Origin of the sequence: Aliisedimentitalea scapharcae (genome assembly GCF_045277565.1) — a bacterium.
Classification (GTDB): Bacteria; Pseudomonadota; Alphaproteobacteria; order Rhodobacterales; family Rhodobacteraceae; genus Aliisedimentitalea; species Aliisedimentitalea scapharcae.
Genome location: NZ_CP123584.1, coordinates 4246529 through 4271592 on the forward strand (window position 1 = coordinate 4246529; position 25064 = coordinate 4271592).

At 57.6% G+C, this 25064-nt stretch carries 20 protein-coding genes; 11 read left to right on the forward strand and 9 right to left on the reverse strand.

Annotated elements, in window-relative coordinates; genetic code table 11:
* Positions 1-41: 41 nt before the first annotated feature.
* Positions 42-2132, reverse strand: coding sequence for an ATP-binding protein (locus QEZ52_RS19700; RefSeq protein ID WP_406646401.1), 2091 nt, complete (start codon positions 2130-2132; stop codon positions 42-44).
* A gap of 253 nt (positions 2133-2385) precedes the next feature.
* A complete protein-coding gene (pncA, locus tag QEZ52_RS19705; RefSeq protein WP_406646403.1) occupies positions 2386-2979 on the reverse strand; it encodes a bifunctional nicotinamidase/pyrazinamidase in 594 nt (197 codons plus the stop codon).
* Between the two features lie 126 nt (positions 2980-3105).
* On the opposite strand from pncA, the gene QEZ52_RS19710 reads away from it, so the two are divergent.
* The 5 genes from QEZ52_RS19710 (at position 3106) to nadC (ending at position 9354) form a co-directional block, all read left to right on the forward strand.
* On the forward strand, positions 3106-4017 hold the full coding sequence (locus tag QEZ52_RS19710; RefSeq protein WP_406646405.1) for a rhodanese-related sulfurtransferase: 912 nt from the start codon (positions 3106-3108) through the stop codon (positions 4015-4017).
* A gap of 168 nt (positions 4018-4185) precedes the next feature.
* The gene (locus tag QEZ52_RS19715; protein WP_406646407.1) at positions 4186-5535 is read left to right on the forward strand and encodes an amidase; all 1350 of its coding nucleotides are present in this window, start codon (positions 4186-4188) and stop codon (positions 5533-5535) included.
* Between the two features lie 333 nt (positions 5536-5868).
* Positions 5869-6921 (forward strand): quinolinate synthase, encoded by a 1053-nt coding sequence (gene nadA, locus QEZ52_RS19720; RefSeq protein WP_406646409.1) that lies wholly within the window; start codon positions 5869-5871, stop codon positions 6919-6921.
* A gap of 10 nt (positions 6922-6931) precedes the next feature.
* Complete coding sequence (locus QEZ52_RS19725) at positions 6932-8497, forward strand: L-aspartate oxidase (RefSeq protein WP_406646411.1); 1566 nt, start codon at positions 6932-6934, stop codon at positions 8495-8497.
* Positions 8494-9354 (forward strand): carboxylating nicotinate-nucleotide diphosphorylase, encoded by an 861-nt coding sequence (gene nadC / locus QEZ52_RS19730; RefSeq protein WP_406646413.1) that lies wholly within the window; start codon positions 8494-8496, stop codon positions 9352-9354. Before QEZ52_RS19725 ends, nadC begins: the two co-directional genes overlap by 4 nt.
* 208 nt (positions 9355-9562) lie before the next feature.
* On the opposite strand, the gene QEZ52_RS19735 is transcribed toward nadC, so the two are convergent.
* The 4 genes from QEZ52_RS19735 to QEZ52_RS19750 all read right to left on the reverse strand — a co-directional run bounded on the left by QEZ52_RS19735 (position 9563) and on the right by QEZ52_RS19750 (position 13611).
* Positions 9563-11077, reverse strand: a complete 1515-nt coding sequence (locus QEZ52_RS19735; RefSeq protein WP_406646415.1) for an aldehyde dehydrogenase family protein — start codon at positions 11075-11077, stop codon at positions 9563-9565.
* A 3-nt stretch (positions 11078-11080) separates the two neighbouring features.
* Entirely contained in the window at positions 11081-12187 is a 1107-nt protein-coding gene (locus QEZ52_RS19740; RefSeq protein WP_406646417.1) for a saccharopine dehydrogenase family protein, read from the reverse strand.
* A 114-nt stretch (positions 12188-12301) separates the two neighbouring features.
* On the reverse strand, positions 12302-12733 hold the full coding sequence (locus QEZ52_RS19745) for an Lrp/AsnC family transcriptional regulator (protein WP_406646420.1): 432 nt from the start codon (positions 12731-12733) through the stop codon (positions 12302-12304).
* Positions 12730-13611: a LysR family transcriptional regulator gene (locus tag QEZ52_RS19750; RefSeq protein WP_406646422.1), complete on the reverse strand. Its 882-nt coding sequence runs from the start codon at positions 13609-13611 to the stop codon at positions 12730-12732. Before QEZ52_RS19750 ends, QEZ52_RS19745 begins: the two co-directional genes overlap by 4 nt.
* 103 nt (positions 13612-13714) lie before the next feature.
* On the opposite strand from QEZ52_RS19750, the gene QEZ52_RS19755 reads away from it, so the two are divergent.
* Genes QEZ52_RS19755 through QEZ52_RS19765 form a run of 3 tightly spaced genes read left to right on the forward strand, consistent with a single transcriptional unit; the run spans position 13715 to position 18140 of the window.
* Positions 13715-14914 (forward strand): pyridoxal phosphate-dependent aminotransferase, encoded by a 1200-nt coding sequence (locus QEZ52_RS19755; RefSeq protein ID WP_406646424.1) that lies wholly within the window; start codon positions 13715-13717, stop codon positions 14912-14914.
* Between the two features lie 11 nt (positions 14915-14925).
* A complete protein-coding gene (locus QEZ52_RS19760) occupies positions 14926-17109 on the forward strand; it encodes a dehydrogenase E1 component subunit alpha/beta (RefSeq protein WP_406646426.1) in 2184 nt (727 codons plus the stop codon).
* Positions 17106-18140, forward strand: coding sequence for an ACP S-malonyltransferase (locus QEZ52_RS19765; protein ID WP_406646427.1), 1035 nt, complete (start codon positions 17106-17108; stop codon positions 18138-18140). Before QEZ52_RS19760 ends, QEZ52_RS19765 begins: the two co-directional genes overlap by 4 nt.
* Before the next feature lie 3 nt (positions 18141-18143).
* On the opposite strand, the gene QEZ52_RS19770 is transcribed toward QEZ52_RS19765, so the two are convergent.
* Positions 18144-19097, reverse strand: a complete 954-nt coding sequence (locus QEZ52_RS19770) for a LysR substrate-binding domain-containing protein (RefSeq protein WP_406646429.1) — start codon at positions 19095-19097, stop codon at positions 18144-18146.
* Between the two features lie 65 nt (positions 19098-19162).
* Between QEZ52_RS19770 and QEZ52_RS19775 the strand changes: the two genes are divergently transcribed.
* From QEZ52_RS19775 to QEZ52_RS19785, 3 genes are all read left to right on the forward strand, one after another.
* Complete coding sequence (locus QEZ52_RS19775) at positions 19163-20251, forward strand: hypothetical protein (RefSeq protein ID WP_406646431.1); 1089 nt, start codon at positions 19163-19165, stop codon at positions 20249-20251.
* Between the two features lie 124 nt (positions 20252-20375).
* Positions 20376-20786: a nuclear transport factor 2 family protein gene (locus tag QEZ52_RS19780; RefSeq protein WP_406646433.1), complete on the forward strand. Its 411-nt coding sequence runs from the start codon at positions 20376-20378 to the stop codon at positions 20784-20786.
* Position 20787: 1 nt separating this feature from the next.
* Complete coding sequence (locus tag QEZ52_RS19785) at positions 20788-21531, forward strand: SGNH/GDSL hydrolase family protein (protein ID WP_406646435.1); 744 nt, start codon at positions 20788-20790, stop codon at positions 21529-21531.
* On the opposite strand, the gene rarD is transcribed toward QEZ52_RS19785, so the two are convergent.
* Positions 21519-22424 (reverse strand): EamA family transporter RarD, encoded by a 906-nt coding sequence (gene rarD, locus QEZ52_RS19790; RefSeq protein ID WP_406646437.1) that lies wholly within the window; start codon positions 22422-22424, stop codon positions 21519-21521. The two genes, QEZ52_RS19785 and rarD, sit on opposite strands and share 13 nt — an antisense overlap.
* Positions 22425-22592: 168 nt before the next feature.
* On the reverse strand, positions 22593-25046 hold the full coding sequence (locus QEZ52_RS19795) for an FAD-dependent oxidoreductase (protein ID WP_406646439.1): 2454 nt from the start codon (positions 25044-25046) through the stop codon (positions 22593-22595).
* Between the last annotated feature and the right edge of the window lie 18 nt (positions 25047-25064).

The window sequence follows — 25064 nt, forward strand, 5'->3', positions numbered from 1 at the left end:
CCAGATCTGAGTAATCACACAAGGGTTCGCAACGGGGGAAGTCAACCCTGCATCCGATGGTTTTCCCGCGGCTGCAATTTCTCCAGAACGGCCAATAATTCTGCCCGAGACAGCGGTTTGGTCAAAAAACCATCCATTCCCGCGGCAAGACAAGCATCTCGATCACTCTCGAATGCGTTCGCGGTCAGGGCGACTATTCTGGGTTGTACGGGGCATTTGGCTCGAATTTCACGCGTAGCATCCAGACCATTCATCACCGGCATGGACATATCCATAAAGATCAAATCCGGCTCCTGTTCCAATGCACGTTCAACCGCTTCGCGCCCGTCATGTGCAAACGACACCTCAACGGGCATGGATTTCAGAAATTTGGCGATGACCAGCCGGTTGACCTTGTTGTCTTCGGCGACCAGAACACGCAACGTGTCCCTAGAAACGTGTTCTGGCTCACCTGATTTGGGATCAATCAACAACATCGGTGCCGCGTTTCTTTCCTGGATCGGAACCTCTGATGGAACGGGATCCAGATGCAGGAAGACAGTGAACAGGGTGCCCTGACCCACTTCTGAGCGCACCAAGATTTCACCGTCCATCGCATTGGCGAGCATTCGGGCTATGGTGAGACCCAATCCTGTGCCTCCGAAACGTCGGGTCGTCGAAGCTTCGGCCTGAGAAAAACGTTCGAAAATCTTGTCCAGCTTGGCCTCGGGAATGCCGATCCCAGTGTCTTCCACCTCAAACCGCAACACTGGATTCTTGCAATTGCGTTCACAGGTGACACGGACAGTCACCTGCCCGGTTTCGGTAAATTTGATGGCATTTCCCACCAGATTGAACAGAATTTGCTGGATGCGGCGGTCATCACCCAACAACCACCGGGGAACAGTCCCATCAATGTCGACGCTCAACCCCACTGACTTTTCTTGTGCCTGCCCTCTCAACAGGCGGATCGTATCGGAAAAACAGGCGTGAACTTCAAAAACGACCGGGCTCAACTCCATACGCCGGGCGTCCAACTTGGACAGATCCAGAATATCATTGATTAAACCCAGCAATGTTCTGGCAGAGGTCTGGATGGTTTGAACAAACAGGTTTTGCTCGTCGTTCAAGGTCGTTTGGGATAGCAGGTCAGACATCCCGAGAACCCCATTCATCGGGGTCCTGATTTCATGGCTCATGGTTGCAAGAAAATCAGATTTTGCGCGCGTCGCGTCCTCGGCCGCTTCGCGGGCGGCCTCCAGCTCCATGGCATGTTGGCGCATTGCTGAAATGTCGCGTTCGATCGCGACAACCATTTCAATTTCCCCATCCGCCCCTATGACCGGGACTTGATTGGTTTCTATCCAGAATTGATGCCCCTGCTTGTGCTGATTGAGGATTTCCCCCCTGAATGTCTCCCCTGCCAGGATCGTCGTCGCGAGGTGCGCGACCACGTCAAGGTCCGTGTCCGGTGCATTCAAAAGCGCACCCGGTGCCGTCCCGACGGCTTCATTGAACGAATACCCCGTGATTTCTGAAAAGGCGTTGTTCACCCAATCTATTAACCCATCCGAGTTAATTATGATCACACTGTCATTGGCATGTTGCGCTACCAAAGCAAGCTTTCGCGCTTCGATCTGCTTTTCTTTCAACTCCCTGTTGGTGCGTTCCAACTTCTGTCGTTGCTGCATCAACTCCAGCGTTGTTGCCTGACTACTCAAAAAATTCGCGTTGACCGCTCTTGTGAACAAATAAACCGTATAGGCCAGAATGAGAGCACCCAGAAAATTGGCAAAAGTCTTGGTCAGATCCTGATCCACCACCAGAAATTCCGCTCCGAATTGGACCAGGATAGCGGCACCATAAATCCCCATTCGAACAATCGCGGCGCCGGAATGAAACGGTAATGCAACCCCACCGTTGACGGCAACTCCGGTCAGCATGGCAATCGCCAAAAGCGGCTCCGAATGCGCACCAAAGCTGTCCCAGGCCAGCGATATGGCCGCCACAATGGTGACGGCCTGAACCCCTGCGCTGAGCATGGTAAACAATTTGAGCCGTGGTAGATCGCCCCCTCGATCCAGCATGCGCAATGCAGAACGCAGGCACAAGTGATCCAGGATATCTCCGGCAATTACCAAAACGGCCGCCATGACCGCCACAGGAAAGGAAATAACAGCCCAAAAGATGCAGGCACCAATCAACGTCGTTATCTGCCGATAACGAAATTTTTGCGTGCGGGAGACAGCATAGCTTCGAAACAAGGCGGCCGACCCAAAAGGCCGGGTGTCAGGACCCGATCCGTTTGCTTGCCCTGCCTGCGCTGTCTGCATTATGAAACCTTTGGGCGAACCTTACCCCCAAAAGTCGTAGGCCCATCCAGTTAACAAAAAGCAACCAGCTGACTCAAATCAGCGTCACCTCGGCCGCGCGCATCGTTTGCAACGCCGCCTCCAGTGACCCGTTCAGATCGATTCCCCGGCATCCCGCCAAATCCACGGACACATCATACCCCAATCGCTTTGCATCCATGGCCGAGAAAAACACACAGAAATCTGTTGCCAGCCCAACCAGTGTCAGACTGTGAATTGCCCGGTCGCGCAGATACCCGTCCAGACCTGTCGCCGTTGTTCGATCATTTTCGAACAGGGCGGAATAGCTATCGATTTCGGGTCGAAACCCTTTGCGAAGAATCAGATCCGCATTGGTGTTCAGGTCCGTGTGAAAGGCTGCACCGCGGGTCCCCTGGATGCAGTGATCCGGCCACAGAACCTGTTCCCCATAGGGCATTGGCATGGTTTCAAACGGAGATGTTCCGGGATGTTGCGAAGCAAATGACGAATGTCCTGCGTGATGCCAATCTTGTGTCAGGATCACGGTCTGCCAGCGGGCAATCATGTCATTTATGACAGGAACCACGGCATCGCCATCCGGCACGGCCAGTGCACCACCCGGGCAAAAATCGTTTTGGACATCGATCACGATCAGCGCGCTTGTCATGGTCTCTCCCAATGTGACCCTTTCTGTGTTTAATCGCTGAGACCAGGCTTGGAAACCGCCTGCAGGCACATTTGGACAGATCCGAGGCCCCTTGAAAATCAGGGGCAGGCGGTCTAATGCCGCGTTATGTTCACCATTGCTGCCCTGTATCACTTTACCCGGTTTGCGGAGCCTGCCGCATTGAAACCAAATCTGTTGGACCTGTGCAACCATCACGGTGTCACGGGATCATTGCTGTTGGCGCATGAAGGGATCAATGGAACCATCGCCGGGACCCGGGCCGGAATCGATGCTGTTCTGGCACACATCCGGTCATTGCCCGGCTGTGCCGGTCTGGAATGGAAAGAGGCAACATCGGACCATCCCCCCTTTGGCAAGATGAAGGTGCGGTTGAAAAAGGAAATCGTCACCATGGGGCAGCCGGATGTCGATCCGCGCGCCACTGTCGGCCATTACGTCACGCCAGAGAATTGGAATGACCTCATCGCTTCGGACGACGTGGTCGTGATTGATACCCGCAACGACTACGAAATAGCTATTGGGACGTTTCAGGGTGCAGTCGATCCCGAAACCAAGAGTTTTGGAGAATTTCCCACCTGGTGGGAGAACAACAAGGACCGGTTTCACAACAAGCGCGTCGCAATGTTTTGCACGGGTGGAATTCGCTGCGAGAAATCGACCAACTTCCTACTGGGACAAGGTGTCGAAGATGTCTACCACCTGAAAGGTGGCATTCTGCGTTACCTCGAAGAGGTCCCTGCCGAGAACAGCACATGGGAAGGGGAGTGTTTTGTGTTCGACAACCGGGTGTCTGTTGGCCATGGGCTGAAAGAAGGTCCGCACGTCCTGTGTCATGGATGCCGTCGCCCGCTGTTGCCACAGGACACCGAGCGCCCCGAATTCGAACAGGGGGTGAGCTGTCATCAATGCATCGAAGAAACCTCGGACCAGGACAAGAATCGGTTCCGCGAACGCCAGAAACAGATGACCCTGGCACGCGAGCGTGGAGAAGGAAAGATGGGTAGCATACCGCTCTGACCGGTCCACACTCGAAACAAAGAAAATTCCAATTTTCTTGGACAAATTCTTGGCAAGAATTTTGCCCATGAGTCGCGGCTGGACCCAGTTTTGGACGTTTTCGACCTGTGGCAGGCGAAACAGTTTCCTAATCTGATCGGACACATACTCTCGCCCGAGGCCGCTTTCATGACGGAAATTCCCTTTCTAGATGCCCGCGCATTGTCCCATCGCTTGCACCAGCGGACGATCACAGCGACTGACGCTCTTCGAGCGCATCAGCGCCAGGTCAACACACGGGAACGCGAGGTTAACGCCTTTGTCACGCTCGATTGGGACGCGGGTTTTGCCCAGGCAGCAGAGCTGGATCGACAGGCGGATGCGGGTGCCCCTTTGGGGGTGCTGCATGGTATACCTATCGCCATCAAGGACGTCTTTGAAACAAAGGGGCTTCGCACAACCTGGGGATCGCACAGTTTTGCGACCTACACCCCCGACTTTGACGCCCTGCATGTTGCCCGCCTACGCGCCGCAGGTGCGGTTATCATCGGCAAAACAAATACCCCGGAGTTTGCCTTTTCCGGGCAAACGTCCAACCTGGTTTCCGGGACCACCCGCAACCCGTTGAACCCGACACGCACTGTGGCAGGCAGCTCAGGCGGGGCAGCGGCGGCGTTGGCGGCGCATATGGTTCCGCTGGCAGATGGCTCTGATCTGGGCGGCAGTCTGCGCACACCCGCTGCCTGGTGCGGTGTGGTCGGTTACAGGCCAACCTCAGGCCTTGTTCCGCACGATCCCAACCCGGTCCCCTTCGACGGGCTGTCCGTCCCTGGCCCAATGGCGCGCAATGTTGCCGATCTGACGCTGATGCTGTCGGTCATGGCTGGCAATGACGCCCGTCAGCCATTGGGGTTCTGGCAGGACGTCCCGCAGGTGTCGGCGCTCGACATGCCTTTCCCCGCTGGGCGGTTGGCCTTTTGTGCCGCCCCGTTCGGCACATCCCCGCACGCATCAATACTTTCTGCGCTCGCCCCGGTTCCAGCCCTATGCGAGTCGCTGGGCTGGCAGGTCGCAGATGCCGCGCCCGATCTGGCCCCGTTGCACGATTTTGCCCATTTGACCCGCGGGCTATCCGCCTTGGGGGTCCGCGCAGCATTGGACCCCGACATGTCGCTGTCCGGGGAAAGTTTTCGCACAGCCTGCGCGTCGGGCGACGGATTGAGCCTGGCGGATTTTGTCGCATATCAGTCCGTGAGGGCCAGAATCTGGACCGAAACTGTTGCATTCTTTGACCGTTACGACTTTGCTCTGTGGCCAACGGCAACAGGACTGCCCTTTTCCGCTGATCTTGGGGATCGTGAAATTACCGAAGATTGGCGCACCGTCACGCTGACTCCGGTGTTGGAGCTGCCGTCGATTTCGATCCCATTCGGGAAATCTTCGGACGGGATGCCTGTTGGGTTGCACATCACCGGCCCCAAGGGGTCTGATGCACGGCTGTTGCGCTTTGCCCATCAGATCGAACAGGCAATCAAATGAAACCACTGCGACGAAACGGAACAGGCGATTCCCTTGTCTGCGTGCTGGAAATACCCAAATCGAATGGAAAATCTGAAGAAATTCGACCATGAAATCATCTGGAACCGGGTCAAAAAACACGATGCCTTCGGCCGCCTTTGACCACCCATCAGATTGAAACAGTTCAAGAAAATCACAGGACACTGGACCAGACGTCACCCTGTTCCCGCTAACACAGAAGATTTGACCAGAGGATCAAATCAAACCGTTGAAAGAAAACGCTCTTTCCACTGGCCCTAAGGCACCAATTCCTCTATTCAATCGCCCACCTTCAAGTTTGCGGGGATCCAGCCGTTGCTCGACCTGACAAATATCCGTGCCACCCTTGCGGATCATTACGACCTCACCCCTTCGCCCGAGCTCGCCGCGTCGATGAGCGAGACTTATGACCGGATGAATCGGGTTGTTCCGCCATCCGACTGGGCGATCTATGCGCCCTATGTCAAAGCGATCAACAGCCTCAAAGCCGAGCGCAACGCAGTGATTTTGGGTCATAACTATATGACGCCCGAAATTTTTCACGGCGTGTCAGATTTCGTCGGTGACAGCCTGCAACTGGCGATCAAGGCCACCGAAGTCGACGCCGATGTGATCGTGCAATGTGGTGTGCATTTCATGGCCGAAACGTCGAAGATCCTGAGCCCTGAAAAAACCGTGCTGATGCCGGATATGGAAGCCGGATGCTCGCTGGCCGAATCCATCACCGCCGAGGGCGTCGATGAGATGCGCCGCCGTTATCCCGGTGCGCCTGTCGTGTCCTATGTCAACACCACGGCCGAGGTCAAAGCCGCCTCTGACATCTGCTGCACCTCTTCGAACGCTGCCCAGATCGTGGCCGCGCAGGAGAGCCACACGGTCATCATGACGCCCGACCAATACCTGGCCCAAAACGTGGCCAAGGATGTTCCACAAAAGAACGTCGTCTGGTGGGAAGGCTCGTGCATCGTACATGAACAATACAGCCCTCAGGATCTGCGCGATTTCCGCGAATGGAACCCCGGCACCCGCCTGATCGCCCACCCTGAATGCCCCCCTGATGTGGTGGCCGAGGCGGATTTCTCGGGTTCGACAAGTGGCATTCTGAAATATGTCACCGAAGAAAAGCCGGAAAAGGCCCTGTTGATCACCGAATGCTCAATGGCGTCGAATATCGCGGATTCTCTGCCCGAGGTCGAATTTGTCGGCCCGTGCAACATGTGCCCTTACATGAAAAAGATCACTCTGGAAAAAGTCCTGTGGGTGCTGCACACCATGGACAACCAAGTCGAAGTCGACCCGACTGTAGCCGCCAAAGCCCGCCTGTCCGTACAACGCATGATCGACCTCAGCCGCCAGCTGGGCATCTGAGGATATCCGAATGCGAGAGATCACCACCGGACGTGTCGTGATCGTCGGCGCCGGGCTGGGTGCATTATATGCAGCGCTGATGCTAGCACCGCATCCGGTGGTTCTGATCTCACCTGACCCACTTGGTGAAGGTGCCAGCTCGGCCTGGGCGCAAGGCGGTGTGGCCGCCGCCATGGATCAGGCAGACAGCCCCGAAGCCCATGCCGCAGACACCCAACGTGCAGGTGCCGGTACGGTGGATCTGGACGTGGCTCATATGGTCACCCAAGCCGCCCGCGAACACATTCTGCAACTGACGACATTGGGCACACCCTTTGACCGTACCAAAAACGGTGGCTACGTGCTCTCGCGCGAAGCAGCGCACAGCTTTGCCCGTGTTGTGCGGGTCAAGGGCGATCAGGCCGGTGCCGAAATCATGGCCGCGCTGATCGCCGAGGTGCGAGCTACGCCGTCGGTTCAGGTGCTCGAAGGGGCAATGGCCGTCCGGTTGTCACAAACGGCTGGCACAGTGGACGGCGTTGTGCTGCAATCTTCGGCCCCCGAAGGATCAGCTCCGTTGATGCTGCGCGGTTCATCCTATCTGTTGGCCGGGGGCGGCTCGGGCGGATTATATGCGCTGACCACCAACCCGCCGCGTATCCGCGGACAGGTGATTGGCATGGCTGCCCGCGCCGGGGCCGACATTGCCGATGCCGAATTTGTGCAGTTCCATCCCACCGCCATCGACGTTGGCGAAGACCCCGCCCCGTTGGCCACCGAAGCGCTGCGCGGCGAAGGGGCCGTTTTGGTGAATGCCCTGGGAGAGCGGTTCATGTTGACCCAACACCCTGATGCCGAACTGGCCCCACGGGATGTGGTGGCCCGGGCGATTTTTGCCCAAACCCAGGCAGGACATCGGCCATCGCTGGATACGCGGGCAGCTTTGGGAGCTGCACTTCTGGAAAACTTTCCGTCTGTCGCCGAAGCCTGTCGTCGAGGCGGGGTGGACCCGGTGGCGGACACGATCCCCGTCGCCGCTGCTGCGCATTATCATATGGGCGGGATTGCAACGGACCAAAACGGGCATTCCGGGTTGAAAAACCTATGGGTATGTGGCGAAGCGTCCTCGACCGGGCTGCATGGAGCAAATCGACTGGCCTCGAATGGTTTGTTGGAGGCGCTGGTCTATGCCCGGATCTGCGCGTTTGACATTGTACAAAACCTGCCACCAGAAAAGTGCAACCCGATTGATTTGCAGTTCCCACCCGGTGGCGACCCGGTTTCCCCCGAGGCCGTAACCGCCCTGCGTCAAACAATGACGACCCATGTTGGTGTTCTACGCGACGCCGCCGGCCTGAAGACCGCGCTGTTCAGGATCGCGCAGCTGGAGGCCGAAAACGACCATTGCGAGAGCTTTCTCAATATGTGCGCAACGGCGACAATGATTGCTGCCTGTGCCTTGCAACGCGAAGAAAGCCGCGGTGCCCATGCCCGCACCGATTTTCCCGATGCCGCGACCGGTCCCGGCCAACGATCGCGCCTGACCCTGTCTGAGGCGCTGCAATTGCGCGCCCAAATCGTGAGTGAATTCAAATGAGCCCCCGGATAAGCAATGCCTCTCTTCCCGATCTGATCCTGGAACCCTTGGTGCGCAACGCGCTGATGGAAGATCTGGGCAGCTATGGGGATATCACCACGCGATCTGTCGTTCCCGGCGACGTGACTTATGTCGCTCGATTGAACGCCCGCGCCGATGCGGTGGTGTCCGGCATGCAGATTGCGCGGATCGCATTTGGTCTGGTTGATCCGACGCTGGACGTAAAGACCCTGATCGGTGACGGGGAAACGGCGCACAAGGGCGAGACCCTGATGACCATCTCAGGATCGGCGGCGTCGATCCTGATGGGAGAGCGGGTTGCCTTGAACTTTGCCGGTCGACTGACCGGAATTGCGACCAAGACTGCCGCCTTTGTAACCGCTGCGGCGGGTACAAAAACCCGCATCACATGCACGCGCAAGACCACGCCCGGGTTGCGGCTTGTCGAGAAACAGGCCGTTCTGCATGGCGGTGGTTTCAACCACCGTTATTCCCTTTCGGATGCGATCCTGATCAAGGACAACCACATTGCTGCCGCTGGCGGCGTGCAGGCGGTGCTGGAAGCCGTCAAAGCCAATGCGTCGCATATGATGAAAGTCGAGATCGAGGTGGATCGGCTGGATCAGTTGGAAGACGTTTTGACCGTGGGCGGGGCGGACGTGGTTTTGCTGGACAACATGAACAATGATACCCTGGCGCGCGCTGTGGATATGGTACAAGGCCGGATCATCACCGAAGCCTCGGGCAATGTGACGCTGGAGCGGATCGCGTCGATTGCAGCGACTGGCGTCGACTATATTTCCTCTGGCGCGTTGACCCATTCGGCACAGACCGTGGACCTAGGTCTGGACTTTTAAGTCGGCGCAGACCGGCTGGTGGTGCTCCCGCCCGTTTTTCGCGCATCTGCGATGCAATCAAAACCGTTGGGCCTGGCAGTGCCTCCAAAAGAGGCGCTGGGTTACCGCTACCGCCTCCCAAAAAATAACTGCCGCCCCGATGGAATCAGGACGGCAGCATTTACGAGGTAAAGCTCATTCAACCCAGATGGGCTGTGTTCGCTGTGTTTCAGATGTCAAATTTGACACCCTGCGCCAAGGGTAATTCTGCTGAATAATTCACCGTATTTGTCTGGCGACGCATATACGATTTCCAAGCATCCGAACCGCTTTCACGTCCGCCTCCGGTTTCCTTCTCGCCGCCAAAGGCACCACCGATTTCTGCACCAGACGGGCCAATGTTGACATTGGCGATACCACAGTCCGAACCAGCCGGAGACAGGAACTCTTCGGCTTCGCGCATGTTCAGGGTGAACACACAGGAGCTGAGACCCTGCGGCACGTCATTTTGCAGATCCAGCGCGTGCGCGAAGTCGTCATACCCCAACACATAAAGGATCGGGGCAAAGGTCTCGGCTTTGACCGTCGCGCTTTGACCCGGCATTTCAACGATCGCCGGTTCCATGTAGACACCATTGGCTGGCACGCCTTTGGTAACGCGATTGCCACCATGAACGGTGCCGCCTTCGACACGGGCCGCGTCCAGCGCCGCCGTCATGGCCGCGCCGGCCTCTGCATCAACCAAGGGACCGACCAGGGTACCCTCTTCCAACGGGTTTCCAACGGGCAGGCCAGCATAGGCCTTTTTCAAGCGTGCAACCAGGTCCTCACGGATGGAATTATGCACGATCAGACGGCGCAGGGTGGTGCAGCGCTGACCGGCGGTGCCGACAGCCGAGAACACGATGGCCCGCACGGCCATTTCCAGATCTGCCGAGGGGCCGACGATCATCGCATTGTTGCCGCCCAATTCCAGAATACATTTGCCAAATCGTTCCGCCACAACCGGTGCCACTGCACGGCCCATCCGGGTCGAACCGGTTGCCGAAATGATCGGGACATCTTCGCTCGCAACCAGCGACTTGCCCAGGTCCGCCCCACCGATCAGAGTTTGCAACAACCCATCCGGCGCATCCCCGAACCGCACCAGAGCACGATCAAAGATCTTTTGGCAGGCCAGGGCGGTCAGGGGTGATTTCTCGGAGGGTTTCCAGATCACCGGATCGCCACAGACCAGCGCCAGCGCCGCATTCCACGACCAGACCGCAACCGGGAAGTTAAAGGCCGAAATCACACCAACCGGACCGGCCGGTTGCCAGGTTTCCATCATCCGATGGCCGGGACGTTCGCTGGCGATGGTCAGGCCATACAGCTGGCGCGACAGACCGACGGCAAAGTCACAGATGTCGATCATCTCCTGCACTTCGCCCAGGCCTTCGGACGTGATCTTGCCGGCCTCCCAGCTAACCAGGGCTCCCAGGTCATCTTTGGCGGCGCGCAACTCTTCGCCCAGCAGGCGGATCAGCTCTCCGCGGCGCGGTGCCGGGACGATGCGCCATGCCTTGAACGCGGCCTTGGAGCGCGCCAGAATTGCATCCATGTCGGACGCAGGCGTTTCGTGGAGATCCGCCAATGCGCGCCCGTCGATGGGCGAATGCACGGTCAGCGTGCCGCCTGTAAGTTCGGCCTCGGTCAGGCCCAGATTTGCAAAAAGGGTGTGTGGTGTTATGACTGTATCTTTCATGTCTCAGGCCGCCTTGTTCAGTTGGGTGATGTCGCCAGCGCGGTACAGCTGGCCAAATTCGGTTTCCAGGAAGGTCGAGAGCTGCACCTGTTCCTGGCGCACAAATCCGGACGCGGGCAGTCCGCCGGTTCGCATCAGGTCAACAACGCCCAAAACTCCGGCTGCCGTGGTCACCTGAATGGCACTCCAGACCTGTCCATTGATGGTTCGGGCAAAGGATTTATTGATCAGGCTTTTTTCGCGCAGCTGGCCGTCGATCTGCCCGCGCGCCGTGCAATAGACCAAAACCACATCCTGATCGGTACGGGGCAGCGCGGTTTCAAAGATCTCTTTCAGCAGATCGCGACGCCGTTCCAGCCCCAGATCAGTGAGCAACAATTTCAGTATGTCGCGATGACCCGGATAGCGGATCGACCGATAGGATACCGCGCGCGCCTTGCCATCCAGGGTTTCAGGCAACGTGCCCAAACCGCCCGAAGTGTTGAAGCATTCGTATTCCACGCCGTCGTGACCGAGGATCTCATAGTCTTCGAGCGGGGCGGTCTTGACCAGCTTGCCGTTCACAATGGCATCGCAGGAATTGCAGTATTCGTTGATCAACCCATCAGTCGACCAGGTCAGATTGTATTTCAGCGCATTGGTCGGATAGAGCGGCAGCGCCCCCACCCGCATGTGCAGGGTGTCCAGCGTATCGAATTCCGCAGCCAGCGCCGCTCCGGCGATACCGACAAATCCAGGTGCCAGACCACATTGCGGCATGAATGCTGTTTCGCTGTCGGCGGCCAGTTCGCGTACCGCATTGGTCGCTGCGACATCTTCGGTCAGGTCAAAGTAATGCGCACCAGCACGCTTGGCAGCCGCAGCAATCGCGGGGGTCAAAAAGAATGGCGCTGCAGAAACAACCGCGTCAAATCCCTTTAGCCCTTCGGCCAGCCCTGCCTCATCCTTGGCGTCGATCTGTTTTGTGGCGATCCCCAATTTGTTGATCGCGCCCAGCGCGGCCAGATCATGGTCCGCCACAGTGACAGAGTAGTTGGACGACGTTTTCAGCAGCGTCGCGATCATCTGACCGATCTTGCCCGCGCCGACTACACAAATGTTCCAATGCATCGCACATCTCCTTTTATTGCAAAAAGGGTGGCGGATGAGATGTTCAGTTTGTAGCGACCAGATTGACGAAACGAGTCCTCATTTCGTCAATTCGACGAAATTTCCGTCAATTCGTCAGATGCGGTCAATCCGTCGGCCAAAAATCACGTTGGTATTGGTGCGAACCACGCCAGGAATCGCCGCGATTTCATCGACCAGAATATCCAGGTCTTCGATCCGCGGGGCTTCGGCACAGATAATCAGGTCAAACTCACCGTTGATAGACAGGCATTGTCGCACCTCGGGATAGGTTTCCAACCGCTTGATGATCCGCCGGGTTTCTTTTTGCTGGACCTCGGCCATAACCACCACCTGCACCTTGTGGCCTTCGGGATGTTCCTGCAGCACCACGGAATACCCAGCGATGACGCCACGGTCCTCCATGCGGCTGATACGTTCATGCACAGTGGTGCGCGCAACGCCCAGCTTGGTGGCGATCTTGGTGGTGGATTCGCGGGCATTGCGTTGCAACTCCGCGATTATTTTTCGGTCGAGCAAGTCCATCATGTCTCTTTGCATAACGTGGTCAGCCAATCGCGCAAGGCCTGCAATGCCGGATAATCCCGACCGGCCCGGGGCCAAACCAGATAATAGCTACCGACGCTGACCCTGGCGGCTCCGGGCATGGCAATCAATCGCCCGTCTTGCAGATCCTTGCCCACCAGATAGTCCGGCATCAACGCCACCCCCAAACCCGATTGCGCCGCCTGCGCCATGGTTGCGAATTGGTCCAGAACCATGGCCGGAGCCCCTGTCGCCACCAGCCCCTGCGCGGAAAACCATTGATCCCAGGCCCAAGGGCGCGACGCCAGTTGCAGCCGCGGCAGATGCGACAGCGACTCCATGTCCGCCACCTCCAAATCCGGCGACATGACCGCCACAACCTGTTCGTCCCACAGTTTCAACGCTTCGGTATCGGGCCAGTCATCCTGTCCAAAGTGAATCGCACCGTGGAAGGTCTCTTGCGTGAAATCAAAGGGGTCGGTTCGGGTCCCCAGGTTCAAGGTAATCCCGGGATGGGTCTGCAAAAATTCGGGCAGACGCGGTGCCAGCCAATGGGCACCAAAAGCGGGCAGTATGGCCAGATTCAGTGCCCCACCCAAGGGATTCGCCTGTAGCGCTATCGTCGCGGCAGCGATTTGATTGACTGCCGCACGCACCTGTTCGGCATAGGCTGCTCCCTGAGGTGTGAGCATCATGCGCTTGCGATCGCGCTGAAACAACGGCACTTGCACCGCATCCTCCAGCTTTTGCACCTGACGGCTGACAGCCCCCTGGGTCAGATCCATTTCGCGCGCAGCACCTGTGACCGACCCCAAACGCGCCACGGTTTCAAATGCGGACAACCAGGACATTGGTGGGGTAAAACGGCGGGCACGGGGCATTTGTCATTCCATTTTGTAATGCATCCATTCCAGAACTTCGATTTCCTTGCCTGTCAAGTAAAGATACGCTGACTCAAACCGTCAGAAAGTATTGCGAAACAGCATGACAAACATCGCCAACTTCCGCCGATCACGCCGGGCCAGCGCCCTGAACCTTAGCGAAATTGCACATGTCTCTGATGCCGCCGAGGCGCTGAGGGCAGCAGGAAAACCGGTTTTGACTTTTGGAACTGGTGAGCCGGATTTCCCAACACCCGTTCACGTGATCGAAGCAGCCCATCAGGCGGCATTGCGTGGGGACACCACGTATACCTCGACCCAAGGCACTCCCGCATTGCGTCAGGCGGTGGCCGATCAGGCAGGGTTTGAAACTGACCCGGCAGAGGTCCTCATTTCGACCGGTGCCAAACAGGTTCTGTCCAACGCGCTCCTCGCCACCGTGGATCCCGGCGATGAGGTGATCGTACCTGCTCCCTATTGGACCAGCTACTCGGACATCATCGACTTTTGTGAGGCAACTTTGGTGTCGGTCCCCTGCCCGGCGTCATCCGGGTTTCTCCTGACACCCGAAGCGCTAGAAATGGCGATCACCGACAAAACTCGGTGGCTGATGTTGAATTCACCGGGAAACCCATCCGGTGTCATGTATTCGGCCGATCAGCTTAGAGCATTGGCCGACGTGCTACGTCGCTATCCGCATGTATGGATTTTGGCGGATGAGATCTACCAGCACATTGCTTATGTGCCCTTCACCAGTTTTCGCAACGCCGCCCCCGATCTGGCCGACCGGACGCTGATCGTCAATGGTGTATCCAAAGCTTACGCCATGACCGGTTGGCGCATCGGCTGGGGCATCGGCCCGGTGCCGCTGATCAAGGCAATGACAGCCATCCAGGGGCAATCGACATCAGGCGCGTGTTCGGTCGCACAGGCGGCCAGCGTCGCGGCTCTGACCGGCCCACAGGACCATTTGGAAACCCGCAGCACCGAATTCCGTGCCCGTCGCGATTTGGTTGTTCAGGGATTGAATGCGATCGACGGGTTGATCTGTCCGGAACCATCCGGGGCTTTTTATGTCTTCCCGTCCTGTAGCGGCGTTTTTGGCCAAGTCACGCCGCAGGGGAAAACCATCGAAACCGACGCGGATTACTGCAGCTATCTTCTGGACGAAGCCTTGGTGGCCTTGGTTCCCGGACGGGCCTTTGGATTGCCTGGGTACTTCCGCCTGTCCTATGCCTACTCCAAAGCGGAGCTGCGCGAAGGTCTGCGCCGGATCGCTGCAGCAACAGCCGAACTCAAGTAAGGAAACCAGACATGGATCGTGCCGACATTGTCGATCAGGCCTTTCGTGACAAACTCACCACGGGTCATCTCCCCTCTGGTGCTGCACCGTCCGGCCCCCTGTCCGACACGGACGCCGTGGCGATTTTCCGGGCCCAGTGCCTGAGCCGAAATCTCGACCGCCGATCACGCAAAATGCAGGCCGCCGGTCAGGGTTATTACACCATCGGGTCCTCGGGGCATGAAGGTATGGCGGCAGTGGCCTCGGCATTGCGGCCCAGTGACATGGCATTTCTGCATTACCGCGATGGAGCCTTTCAGACCATGCGGTCTGCGCAGGTACCTGGCACCACCCCCGCCTGGGATATGTTGCTCAGCTTTTCGACCTCGACCGAGGATCCGATTTCCGGTGGGCGCCACAAGGTGCTTGGCTCCAGATCCCTGAACATACCGCCACAGACCTCGACCATCGCCAGCCACCTGCCCAAGGCCGTCGGGGCGGCCTATTCCGTAGGGCTCGCCAAACGCCAAACTCCGGAACATCGGGTGCTGGAGGATGACAGTATTGTCATGTGTTCCTTTGGCGATGCCTCTTCGAACCACTCGACCGCACAGGGCGCAATCAACACGGCCTGCTGGACGTCATATCAATCGGTGCCGCTGCCTCTGCTCTTTGTCTGCGAAGACAACGGCATCGGCATTTCCACCCGCACCCCGCGCGGATGGGTGGCGGCCAATTATGAAAACAAACCCGGGCTTAAATATTTCCATGCCGATGGATTGGATCTGTATGACACGTATCGCGTGGCAAAGGAGGCCGCAGACTATGTGCGCACACGGCGCAAACCGGCCTTTCTGCACCTGACATTGGTGCGGCTTTACGGTCATGCCGGGTCGGATTTGCAGCAGGCCTATCTGTCCAAGGAGCTGTTCGAAGGCTGGGAAGCAGACGATCCATTGCTGCATTCAGCCCGGCTGTTGATCGAACAGGGGGTGCTGAATGCCGAACAGATTCTGGCAATCTATCAAGAGGCCGAGGATCAATGCACCCGTGTGGCCACAGAAGCGGTCAAACGGCCCCGCCTGAAAACCGCATCTGATGTCATGGCTTCGATCATCCCCCCCATGCGGGACTGCATACCGTCGAACGGCCCATCCGAAGATGCCCGCGCTGTGGCCTTTGGATCTGATTACAAACAGCTGGCCAATCCGCAGCCAATGAACAAGCTGCTGAACTGGGCATTGACCGATCTGATGCTGGAGCATCGTGAGATCGTCATGATGGGCGAAGATGTGGGCCGCAAGGGCGGCGTTTACGGTGTCACCCAAAAGCTGGTTGACCGCTTTGGTCCTGACCGGATGATCGACACGCTGCTGGACGAGCAGTCAATTCTGGGTTTGGCCATCGGCATGGCGCACAACGGGTTCATCCCAATGCCGGAAATCCAATTTCTGGCCTATCTGCATAACGCCGAAGACCAACTGCGCGGTGAGGCGGCAACCCTGTCGTTTTTCTCCAATGGTCAGTTCACCAACCCGATGGTGATGCGCATTGCGGGCCTTGGCTATCAAAAGGGGTTTGGCGGGCATTTCCACAATGACAATTCTCTCGCGGTGCTGCGCGATATTCCAGGCGTGGTAATCGCCTGCCCTTCGCGCGGTGACGACGCCGCGATGATGATGCGCGAATGTGTACGTCTGGCGCGGGAAGAGCAGCGCGTTGTGGTGATGGTGGAGCCCATCGCGCTGTACCCGATGCGCGACCTGATGGGCGAAAAGGACGGCGGATGGCTGTCCACATACCCTGAGCCGGATCGCCGGATCGGGTTGGGTGAAGTCGGGGTAGAAGGTGACGGACCACTGGCAATCCTGACCTATGGGAATGGGCGCTATCTGAGCACACAGGCCGCTGCCGACTTGCGGGCGCAAGGGATCGAAACCCGGATCATTGATCTCCGCTGGTTGGCACCATTGCCTTTGGAGGGGGTTCTGGCCGCTCTGGGTGGTGCTGAAAAGGTGCTGGTGGTTGATGAATGCAGAACCACAGGCAGCCAGTCCGAGGCTCTGATGGCCATGCTGCACGAGCAGACCGATTTGCCCCACGCCCGTATCGCTGCACAAGACAGCTTTATTGCCACGGGTCCCGCCTATGCCGCCACCATGCCCTCGCGCGCCTCGATCACCGAAGCCGCCCGCACCCTGTGGAACGCATCATGAAACAGACCGCTGTCGTCGTAGCCCCAGGACGGGGCACCTATAACCGAACAGAATTGGGGTACTTTGGCCGCCACCACATGGATCAGGCGGCGATGCTGAGCGACTTTGACGCCTATCGCAGCCAGATGGGGCAGAAAACCCTATCCGATCTGGATGGCGCGGCGCGGTTCTCTGGTCCGACGCACACACGGGGCGACAATGCATCAGCGTTGATCTATGCATGTGCGCTGGCAGACTTTCGGGCGATCAACCGCGACCGATTCGACATTTTGGGTGTCACCGGAAATTCCATGGGGTGGTATATCACGCTGGCCTGTGCCGGGGCGCTGGATCCGATGGGCGGTCTTGAGGTGATCAACACAATGGGCACCCTGATGCAGGAACAAATGATCGGCGGGCAGTTGATCTATCCCTTTGTTGACGAAGAGTGGCGTCCCATCCCCGGAGCGCGCGACGCCATCCTGGCCAAAATGGACGACATCAATACCCGTGCCGCGCATAGCCTGGCTATTTCAATCGACCTGGGCGGTATGCTGGTGCTGGCCGGAGACGAAGCCGGATTGCAGGCGTTCGAGACTGAAATGGAGCCCGTTCAAGACCGCTTTCCCATGCGCCTGCCCAATCACGCCGGATTTCACACAAATCTGCAAAAGCCGGTTTCGGCTCTGGGTCAGGCCCGACTGGGGCGGGCTCTCCTGCGACAACCGGATCTGGCACTGATCGACGGGCGCGGCGGCCTATGGCAGCGCGGGGCCAGTGACCTGGCTGAGCTGTACGATTACACATTGGGCCATCAGGTTGTGGAACCCTATGACTTTACCGCCGCGATCCGGACGGCAGCCCGCGAACTGATGCCTGACGTGTTCATTGTTCTGGGACCGGGCACGACCCTGGGCGGGGCAGTAGCGCAAAGCCTGCTGTTATCCGGTTGGCGTGGCATGTCTGGCAAGGCCGAGTTTCAGTCAGAACAGGACAAGACACCGCGATTGATCGCAATGGGACGCGAAGACCAGCGCGCCCAGGCGATTTGATCGTCAACCTTTCAAATCTGTGATTGCAGGCTGGGCGCGTGCTTCGTCTGCAATCCAAGATAGAAACCTGGAAATCTTGTCATTGCCTTCGGTCCCGGACCGATAAGACACCCAATAGCTGAGACGGGATTTGGCAATCTCGGGAAACGGTCGGACCAGTCGACCGTCAGCCAGCGCATCATTCACCAAAGGTGTCCGCCCCATTCCGACCCCCATTCCATCTATCGCAGCCTGAACGCCCATGTTGGACTGACCAAACCGGCGGGTACGTTCCGGGGGAAAGAGATGCATACCACATTCCCGTGCCCAGAACGTCCAGTTGGGGCTGTCAGCGCCATAGCGGTCCACGTCATCATAGAGGATCGTGTGATGGGCCAGATCGGCCACCTGACGAATGGGCCGGGGTCCATTTGCAAGACTGGGCGCACACACCGGGAACAGGGTTTCCTCCATCAGCTTGTGACCGTGAAACCCGGGTGTCTCGCCCAATTCATAACGGATCGCTATGTCGGCGGCACCGGTGGAAAATCCGGAATGCCCGGCGTCGGTCGCAATTGAAATGGTGAGATCCGGATGGGCCAGATCAAAGCGAACCAATCTGGGGAACAACCAGATATAGGCAAACCCGGGCGGGCAATTTATGACAATCGTATTCTTGTTGCGCACCTTACTGCGCAGATCCCCGCAGACATCGGAAATACGCCCCAATCCATCCGAAATCGCCAAAGCCAGCCGTACTCCATCCTCGGTTGGGCGTGATTTACGCGCACCGCGGATCAACAGGTCCTGCCCCAACCACCCCTCAAGACTGCGTACATGTTGGCTAACGGCGCTTTGGCTGACGCCCAATTCGTCGGCTGCGGCGCTGAACCCGGAACAGCGGACAACTGCCTCAAAGGCCCGTAGAGAGGTAAAGGGAAGATTGAGTATCATATAAGCCAAGCTAATGTATTGCATTACAGGTTTCAAATGGTTCCGTGCACCGAAACAGGTGAAACTGACCTACCATTACAGGAGCCGGAATGTCTGATATCACCCCTGAACACGGTGCTCGAAACCTGCTGCAGAACTGTGCGCAGGCGCGCGCCGGCGAACGTCTGTTGATCGCTTATGAGCCACCGGAATATGGCTATTTTGACGCGGATTCGGTCCAAGTCGTAACCAGCGCTGCACGGGATTTGGATCTGGCCGTGGAAGCCGTGGACGTGGGGTTCAATCCTGACAATCCGCATCTATCAGATGCACTGCTGCAGGCCTTTGAACGCGCAGACATCATTCTATTTCTCGCACGGCTGGGCGATCAGCTGCGCTTCTCGGAAATGCCCCAGGGAAAAAAGGTCATCGTCAGCTTTGCCGTGACCAAGGAACTGTTTGGCTCCGGGTTTTCCAATGGACATCATGACGCGTTCATGGCGCTGAAATCTCTGGTCAACCAAACCCTTGCGACATCGCAACATGTTGAATTGTCCTGCCCTGCCGGGACGCAAGTCAGCGGACGCCCCGAGATGAATCTTGCGCCTTCGGGTGATACTTCGATCCTGCGGTTTCCAATGTCCGTGTTTACTCCGGTGCCTGCCCATAGTTTCACAGGTCGCATTGCGATGCCCGGTTTTTTGACCGGCACTGGGTCAAAATACTATGAACCCTATACCGTTGAATTCGACGGTCCGCTTCTTGCTGTGATGCACGAGGGGCGATTGACCGGGTTCGACGGGTTGCCGACGGATGTCGCCAAAGCGGAAGCGCATTATGATTTTGTTGCAAAGATGTTTGGCATCGACCGCAACTTTGTTCACTCTTGGCACGCCGGCATTCATCCCGGATGCGGTTACCCGTGGGACGCGCGGGAGAATTACGAGCGCTGGGGCGGCGCTGCATTCGGAAACCCCCGGATTCTCCATTTTCACACTTGCGGGGCCTATGCACCGGGAGAAATCAGCTGGAATGTGATTGATCCAACGATCAAAGTTGACCGTGTAACACTGTGGGAAAATGGCCATTTTCACGCTGAACGTCTGCCCGGCGGCGCTGAGATTCTGGCACGATTTCCCTGCGCCGCAGCGTTGTTTGCCACACCGGACACGGACATTGGATTGCGGCGGACGGCATAACAGCCCTTGGGGGGCGTATCTGCCTGTGAACGCCGCATCTGATTCAGGGGTACCGTGACGTCGCCCTTGCTCGCATAAACTGCTCGGCTCACCTTGGTTGTATCTGCTGTCACAGGAGACTGCCATGCACCCGACCATAACCCAGATGAAATCCGCAGTCGCGTCCGGAAACCCTGATCAGCTCAAGGCGATCTTGGCACCGGACGTGCGTTTCCTGCCGCCAACCTATTACAAAACCTGGACCGGACGCGATCCTGTGGCAGCGGTTCTGGGGCACGTTGTTCAGGTATTTTCCGACTTTCGATACCGCCGTGTCATGGGCGAGGGTTTGGATTGGGCGTTGGAATTTCAGTGCAAGATCGGCGATCTGGATGCAGTTGGCGTCGATTTGATTACCCTGAACCAAGACGGGTTGATCCAGGACTTCGAAGTGGTCATGAGACCGTACAAATCGGTCGGTGCTCTGCGGGATGCGATGAATGCAAGGGTCATGACGGACGCCCGTTTTCTGAAATTCAAGGACGCGCTGTCCTAAGGTGTTTGCAACCGACCAGATCATTCGGTTGGGCCTGCTGCCCCTGCTGATTGCACAGGGTTTGTATGTCCGCTCGCAGGCGACCGTTTTGCCAGAACCCAAGGGGCCTCGGTCAGGTCGGACCGGAACCGGCCCCGAGTTGACCCTGCTGATCCTAGGGGACAGTTCGGCCGCTGGCGTGGGAACAGATCACCAAAGCACCGCCCTTTGCGGACATCTGGTCGCCAGATTGGCCTCGACCCATTCTGTGCACTGGCGGCTCGAAGCGACAACAGGGCATACGACTCAGGACGCTGTCGCACGCATGCAGGCCCTGCCCGACCTACAGTTCGATATCGCGGTTGCAGCGCTGGGGGTCAACGATGTCACCCGTGGCACCTCCGCGCGCAGGTTTGCCCATTGTCAGGATCGGTTGATTGCCCTGCTGCGGAGCAAGTTTCGCGCACGGCTAATTCTGCTCTCGGGCGTGCCTCCGATGCAGCATTTCCCGGCCTTGCCACAGCCGTTGGCCTGGGTTCTGGGACAGCAGTCCAAACGCCTCGATCAGGCACTGTCGCATACCGTCCAGAATCACGGCGCATATGTGCGACATTTGCCGTTTGACCTGCCCCCTGATCCGGATCTGGCGGCAACAGATGGCTATCATCCGAATGCGACAGCTTATGGGCTATGGGCCGCGCGCCTGCATCGGGAAATCACCGACAGCGCGGCCTTTCCCGGTTCGCGCTGTGATCACCCTGTATGAACAGCGCCCTGTCGCATCTGTTTCACCATGGGAATCGAATAAACCACCAGGGCCAGCCAGATCAGCGGAAAGGCAATGCGACGGGCAGGGTCGATCTCTTCGCCAAAGACAAAAACAGCAATCGCAAAGATCATGGTTGGCGCTATGTATTGCAGGATGCCGATGGTCGTCAGACGCAGTAATTTGGCTCCATTGGCATAAACGATCAACGGCACTGCCGTAACCACCCCACATCCTAACAGCATTGCGGTGTCAAACCCACCTACACCAAAATGCCCGGTACCCGTCGCCATCAGATACCCGACATACCCAAGTCCCGGGATCAGCAGAATCAACGCCTCAAGCAGGAAACCCTGGTTCGGCCCAATGGGCAGGGATTTCTTGAAAAACGCATAAAACCCCCAGCTGAACATCAATGCCAACGCCACCCACGGGAGGGATCCGGCCTGCACAGCCAGAATAAGAACGGCAAGCGCCGCAATAGAGATCGCCAAAAGCTGGTATCGGCTCAATCGTTCGCGCAACAGAACAGAACCCAAAAAGACACTAAACAGCGGATTTATGTAATACCCCAAGGCCGCATCCAAAGTCTGTCCCGTCGAAATCGCCCAAACATAGATTCCCCAATTGATCGAAATCAGCGCCGCAGTCAGACAGGCCATTGCCATGGTTCTGGGTGATTTCAGCGCCGCCTTGAGATCACGCGTCCGGCGCAGGATCAGCAACAAAAGCCCGGCAACGGGCACAGACCAGATCACCCGGTGCGCAACGACTTCGGCTGGAGGGAGATGGTCCAACAGCTTGAGATACAGTGGCAGGAACCCCCACATCACATAGGCCGATACAGCAAAAGCCAAACCCTGTGGTGTATCGCGGTTTTCTAATGGGGTCATGGGGGCACTCCTTGTGCCGCTCTTATGGCAGGTTTCACAGCGCGGGGAACTTCGTTTTCTGTGATCTGTCAAATTTCAAATCGTGATGGATCGGAGGGCTGACACGGACACAGGAAAAGGCCCCGGAGACATCTCTCCGGGGCCTCGATTTACCTGTTTCCGAAATGGTCAGACTTTGGCGCGTTCGGATTTTGGATCGTACATCGGCTTCAACGACGCTTCGGCTTTGACCTTGACGCCGCAGACGTCGATCTCATAGCTCGATGCCAAAACATCGGCTGCCTTTTCGCCTTCGCTGGGGACATAGCCCAGACCGATGGCGGCACCCAGCGTGTGACCATAGTTGCCCGAGCTGAGGTACCCCACATATTCACCATCCCGCAGTATCGGTTCATTGTGGAACAACAGTGGTTCGGCATCGGTCAATTTGAATTGGACCAGACGGCTCTTTGGGCCGGATGCCTTGCGATCGATCACAGCCTGTTTTCCGATAAAATCACAGGCCTTGTCGACCTTGACCGCAAAGCCCAGACCTGCATCAACCACGTGATCCTCACAGGTGATGTCGTGGCCAAAGTGGCGGAACCCCTTTTCGATCCGGCAGCTGTCCATCATGTGCATGCCGCACAGTTTCAGCCCCATATCCTGACCGGCCGCGTGCAGCGTTTCAAAGGCGTGGCCAGCCATGTCCGAAGACATATACAGCTCCCAGCCCAATTCGCCAACATAGGTCACCCGGTGCGCGCGCGCCAACCCCATACCCAGCTCGATCTCTTGCGCGGTGCCAAATGGGTTGGTCGCGTTCGAGAAGTCAGCAGGTGACACTTTTTCCAACAACGCGCGGGCATTGGGTCCCATCACGGCCAGACAGCCTTCGCCAGCGGTCACATCGGTGATCACCACGCGGAAGTCGCCCTGATTGCGCATCATCCAGGTCTGATCCGCCAGACGTGTTGCCGCAGGTGTTACCACCAGATAGGCGGTTTCACTCAGGCGGGTGACGGTCACGTCTGCCTCGATCCCACCGCGGTTGTTCAGGAACTGTGTATAGACGATCTTGCCAATTGGAACTGAATAATCACCACCACCAATGTAATTCAAAAAGGCTTCGGCATCGGGGCCTTCGACTCGCAGTTTGCCGAACGACGACATGTCGTACATGCCGACGTTTTCACGCACCGCGCGGTGTTCGGCGGCCGAGTTTTCGAACCAATTCTGACGCTTCCAGCTGTAGTGGTATTCGCGCTCCTGCCCTTCGTTGGCAAACCAGTTGGCACGTTCCCAACCGGCGATTTCACCCATCACCGCACCGTTTTCCATCAGGTGGTGATGGAACGGGGTGCGGCGCACGCCGCGTGCGGTTGCTTTTTGGCGATAGGGGAAATGGTCGGCGTAAAGCAGGCCCAAGGTCTCTTTGGACCGTTCAAACAGATACTGTTTGTTGCCCTGAAACGGCTGCATGCGGGACACATCCACATCGCCCAGATCAAACGGTTTTTCACCGCTGTCCATCCATTCGGCCAGCGCCATGCCGGCCCCGCCCGCGGACTGGATCCCGATCGAATTGAACCCTGCCGCAACCCAGACATTGTCCATCTCGGGTGCGAGGCCCAGGTGATAGGCATCATCTGGAGTAAAGGATTCAGGTCCGTTAAAGAAAGTGTGAATCCCCGCCTCGGCCAGCATCGGCATCCGGTTACAGGCATTTTCCAGAATCGGTTCAAAGTGATCGAAATCTTCGGGCAGCTGATCAAATTCGAACGTGTCCGGAATGCCGTTCATCGCCCAGGGTTTGGCGTTGGGTTCAAACGCACCCAACAGCATTTTACCCGCATCTTCTTTGTAATACGCACATTCATCCGGCACCCGCAAAACCGGCAATTGTGTCAGCCCTTCGATGGCTTCGGTCACGATATAAAAATGCTCACAGGCGTGAAGCGGTACGTTGGTGCCCGCCATGCGGCCGACCTCGTGGCCCCACATACCGGCGCAGTTCACCACCATATCACATTCAATGTGACCGCTCGCGCTGCCGTCATCGGCAACCCAGTCTACTCCGGTCACAGAACGACCGGATTTCACGATATCAGTGACTTTGACGCGTTCCTTGACGATACCGCCGCGCTGACGGGCCCCTTTGGCCAGGGCCAGCGCGATGTTGGCTGGATCGCCCTGCCCGTCCAGCGGCAGGTACACCGCGCCCTTGACGTCTTCGAGGTTCAGATGCGGATACATTTCACCCACACGTTCGTTCGAAATCTCTTCGACTTCGACGCCAAAGGCACGCGCCATCGCGGCCTGGCGATAAATCTCTTCCTTGCGCTCTTCGGTAAGGGCAACGGTGATTGAGCCACAGCGTTTGAACCCGGTGGCAACGCCTGTTTCTTCCTCGAGCGAGCCATAGAGCTCTTGGCTGTATTTCGCCAGTTTGGTCATGTTGGCGGTGGCGCGCAGCTGGGCAATCAGGCCCGCGGCATGCCAAGTGGTGCCGGAGGTCAGCTGCTTGCGCTCCAGCAAAACAACGTCCTTCCAGCCTTTCTTGGTCAGGTGATACGCCACCGAACAACCAATAACACCACCACCGATGATGACCACGCGGGCCTTGTTGGGAAGATCAACCATGTCGCTACTCCGAAACAA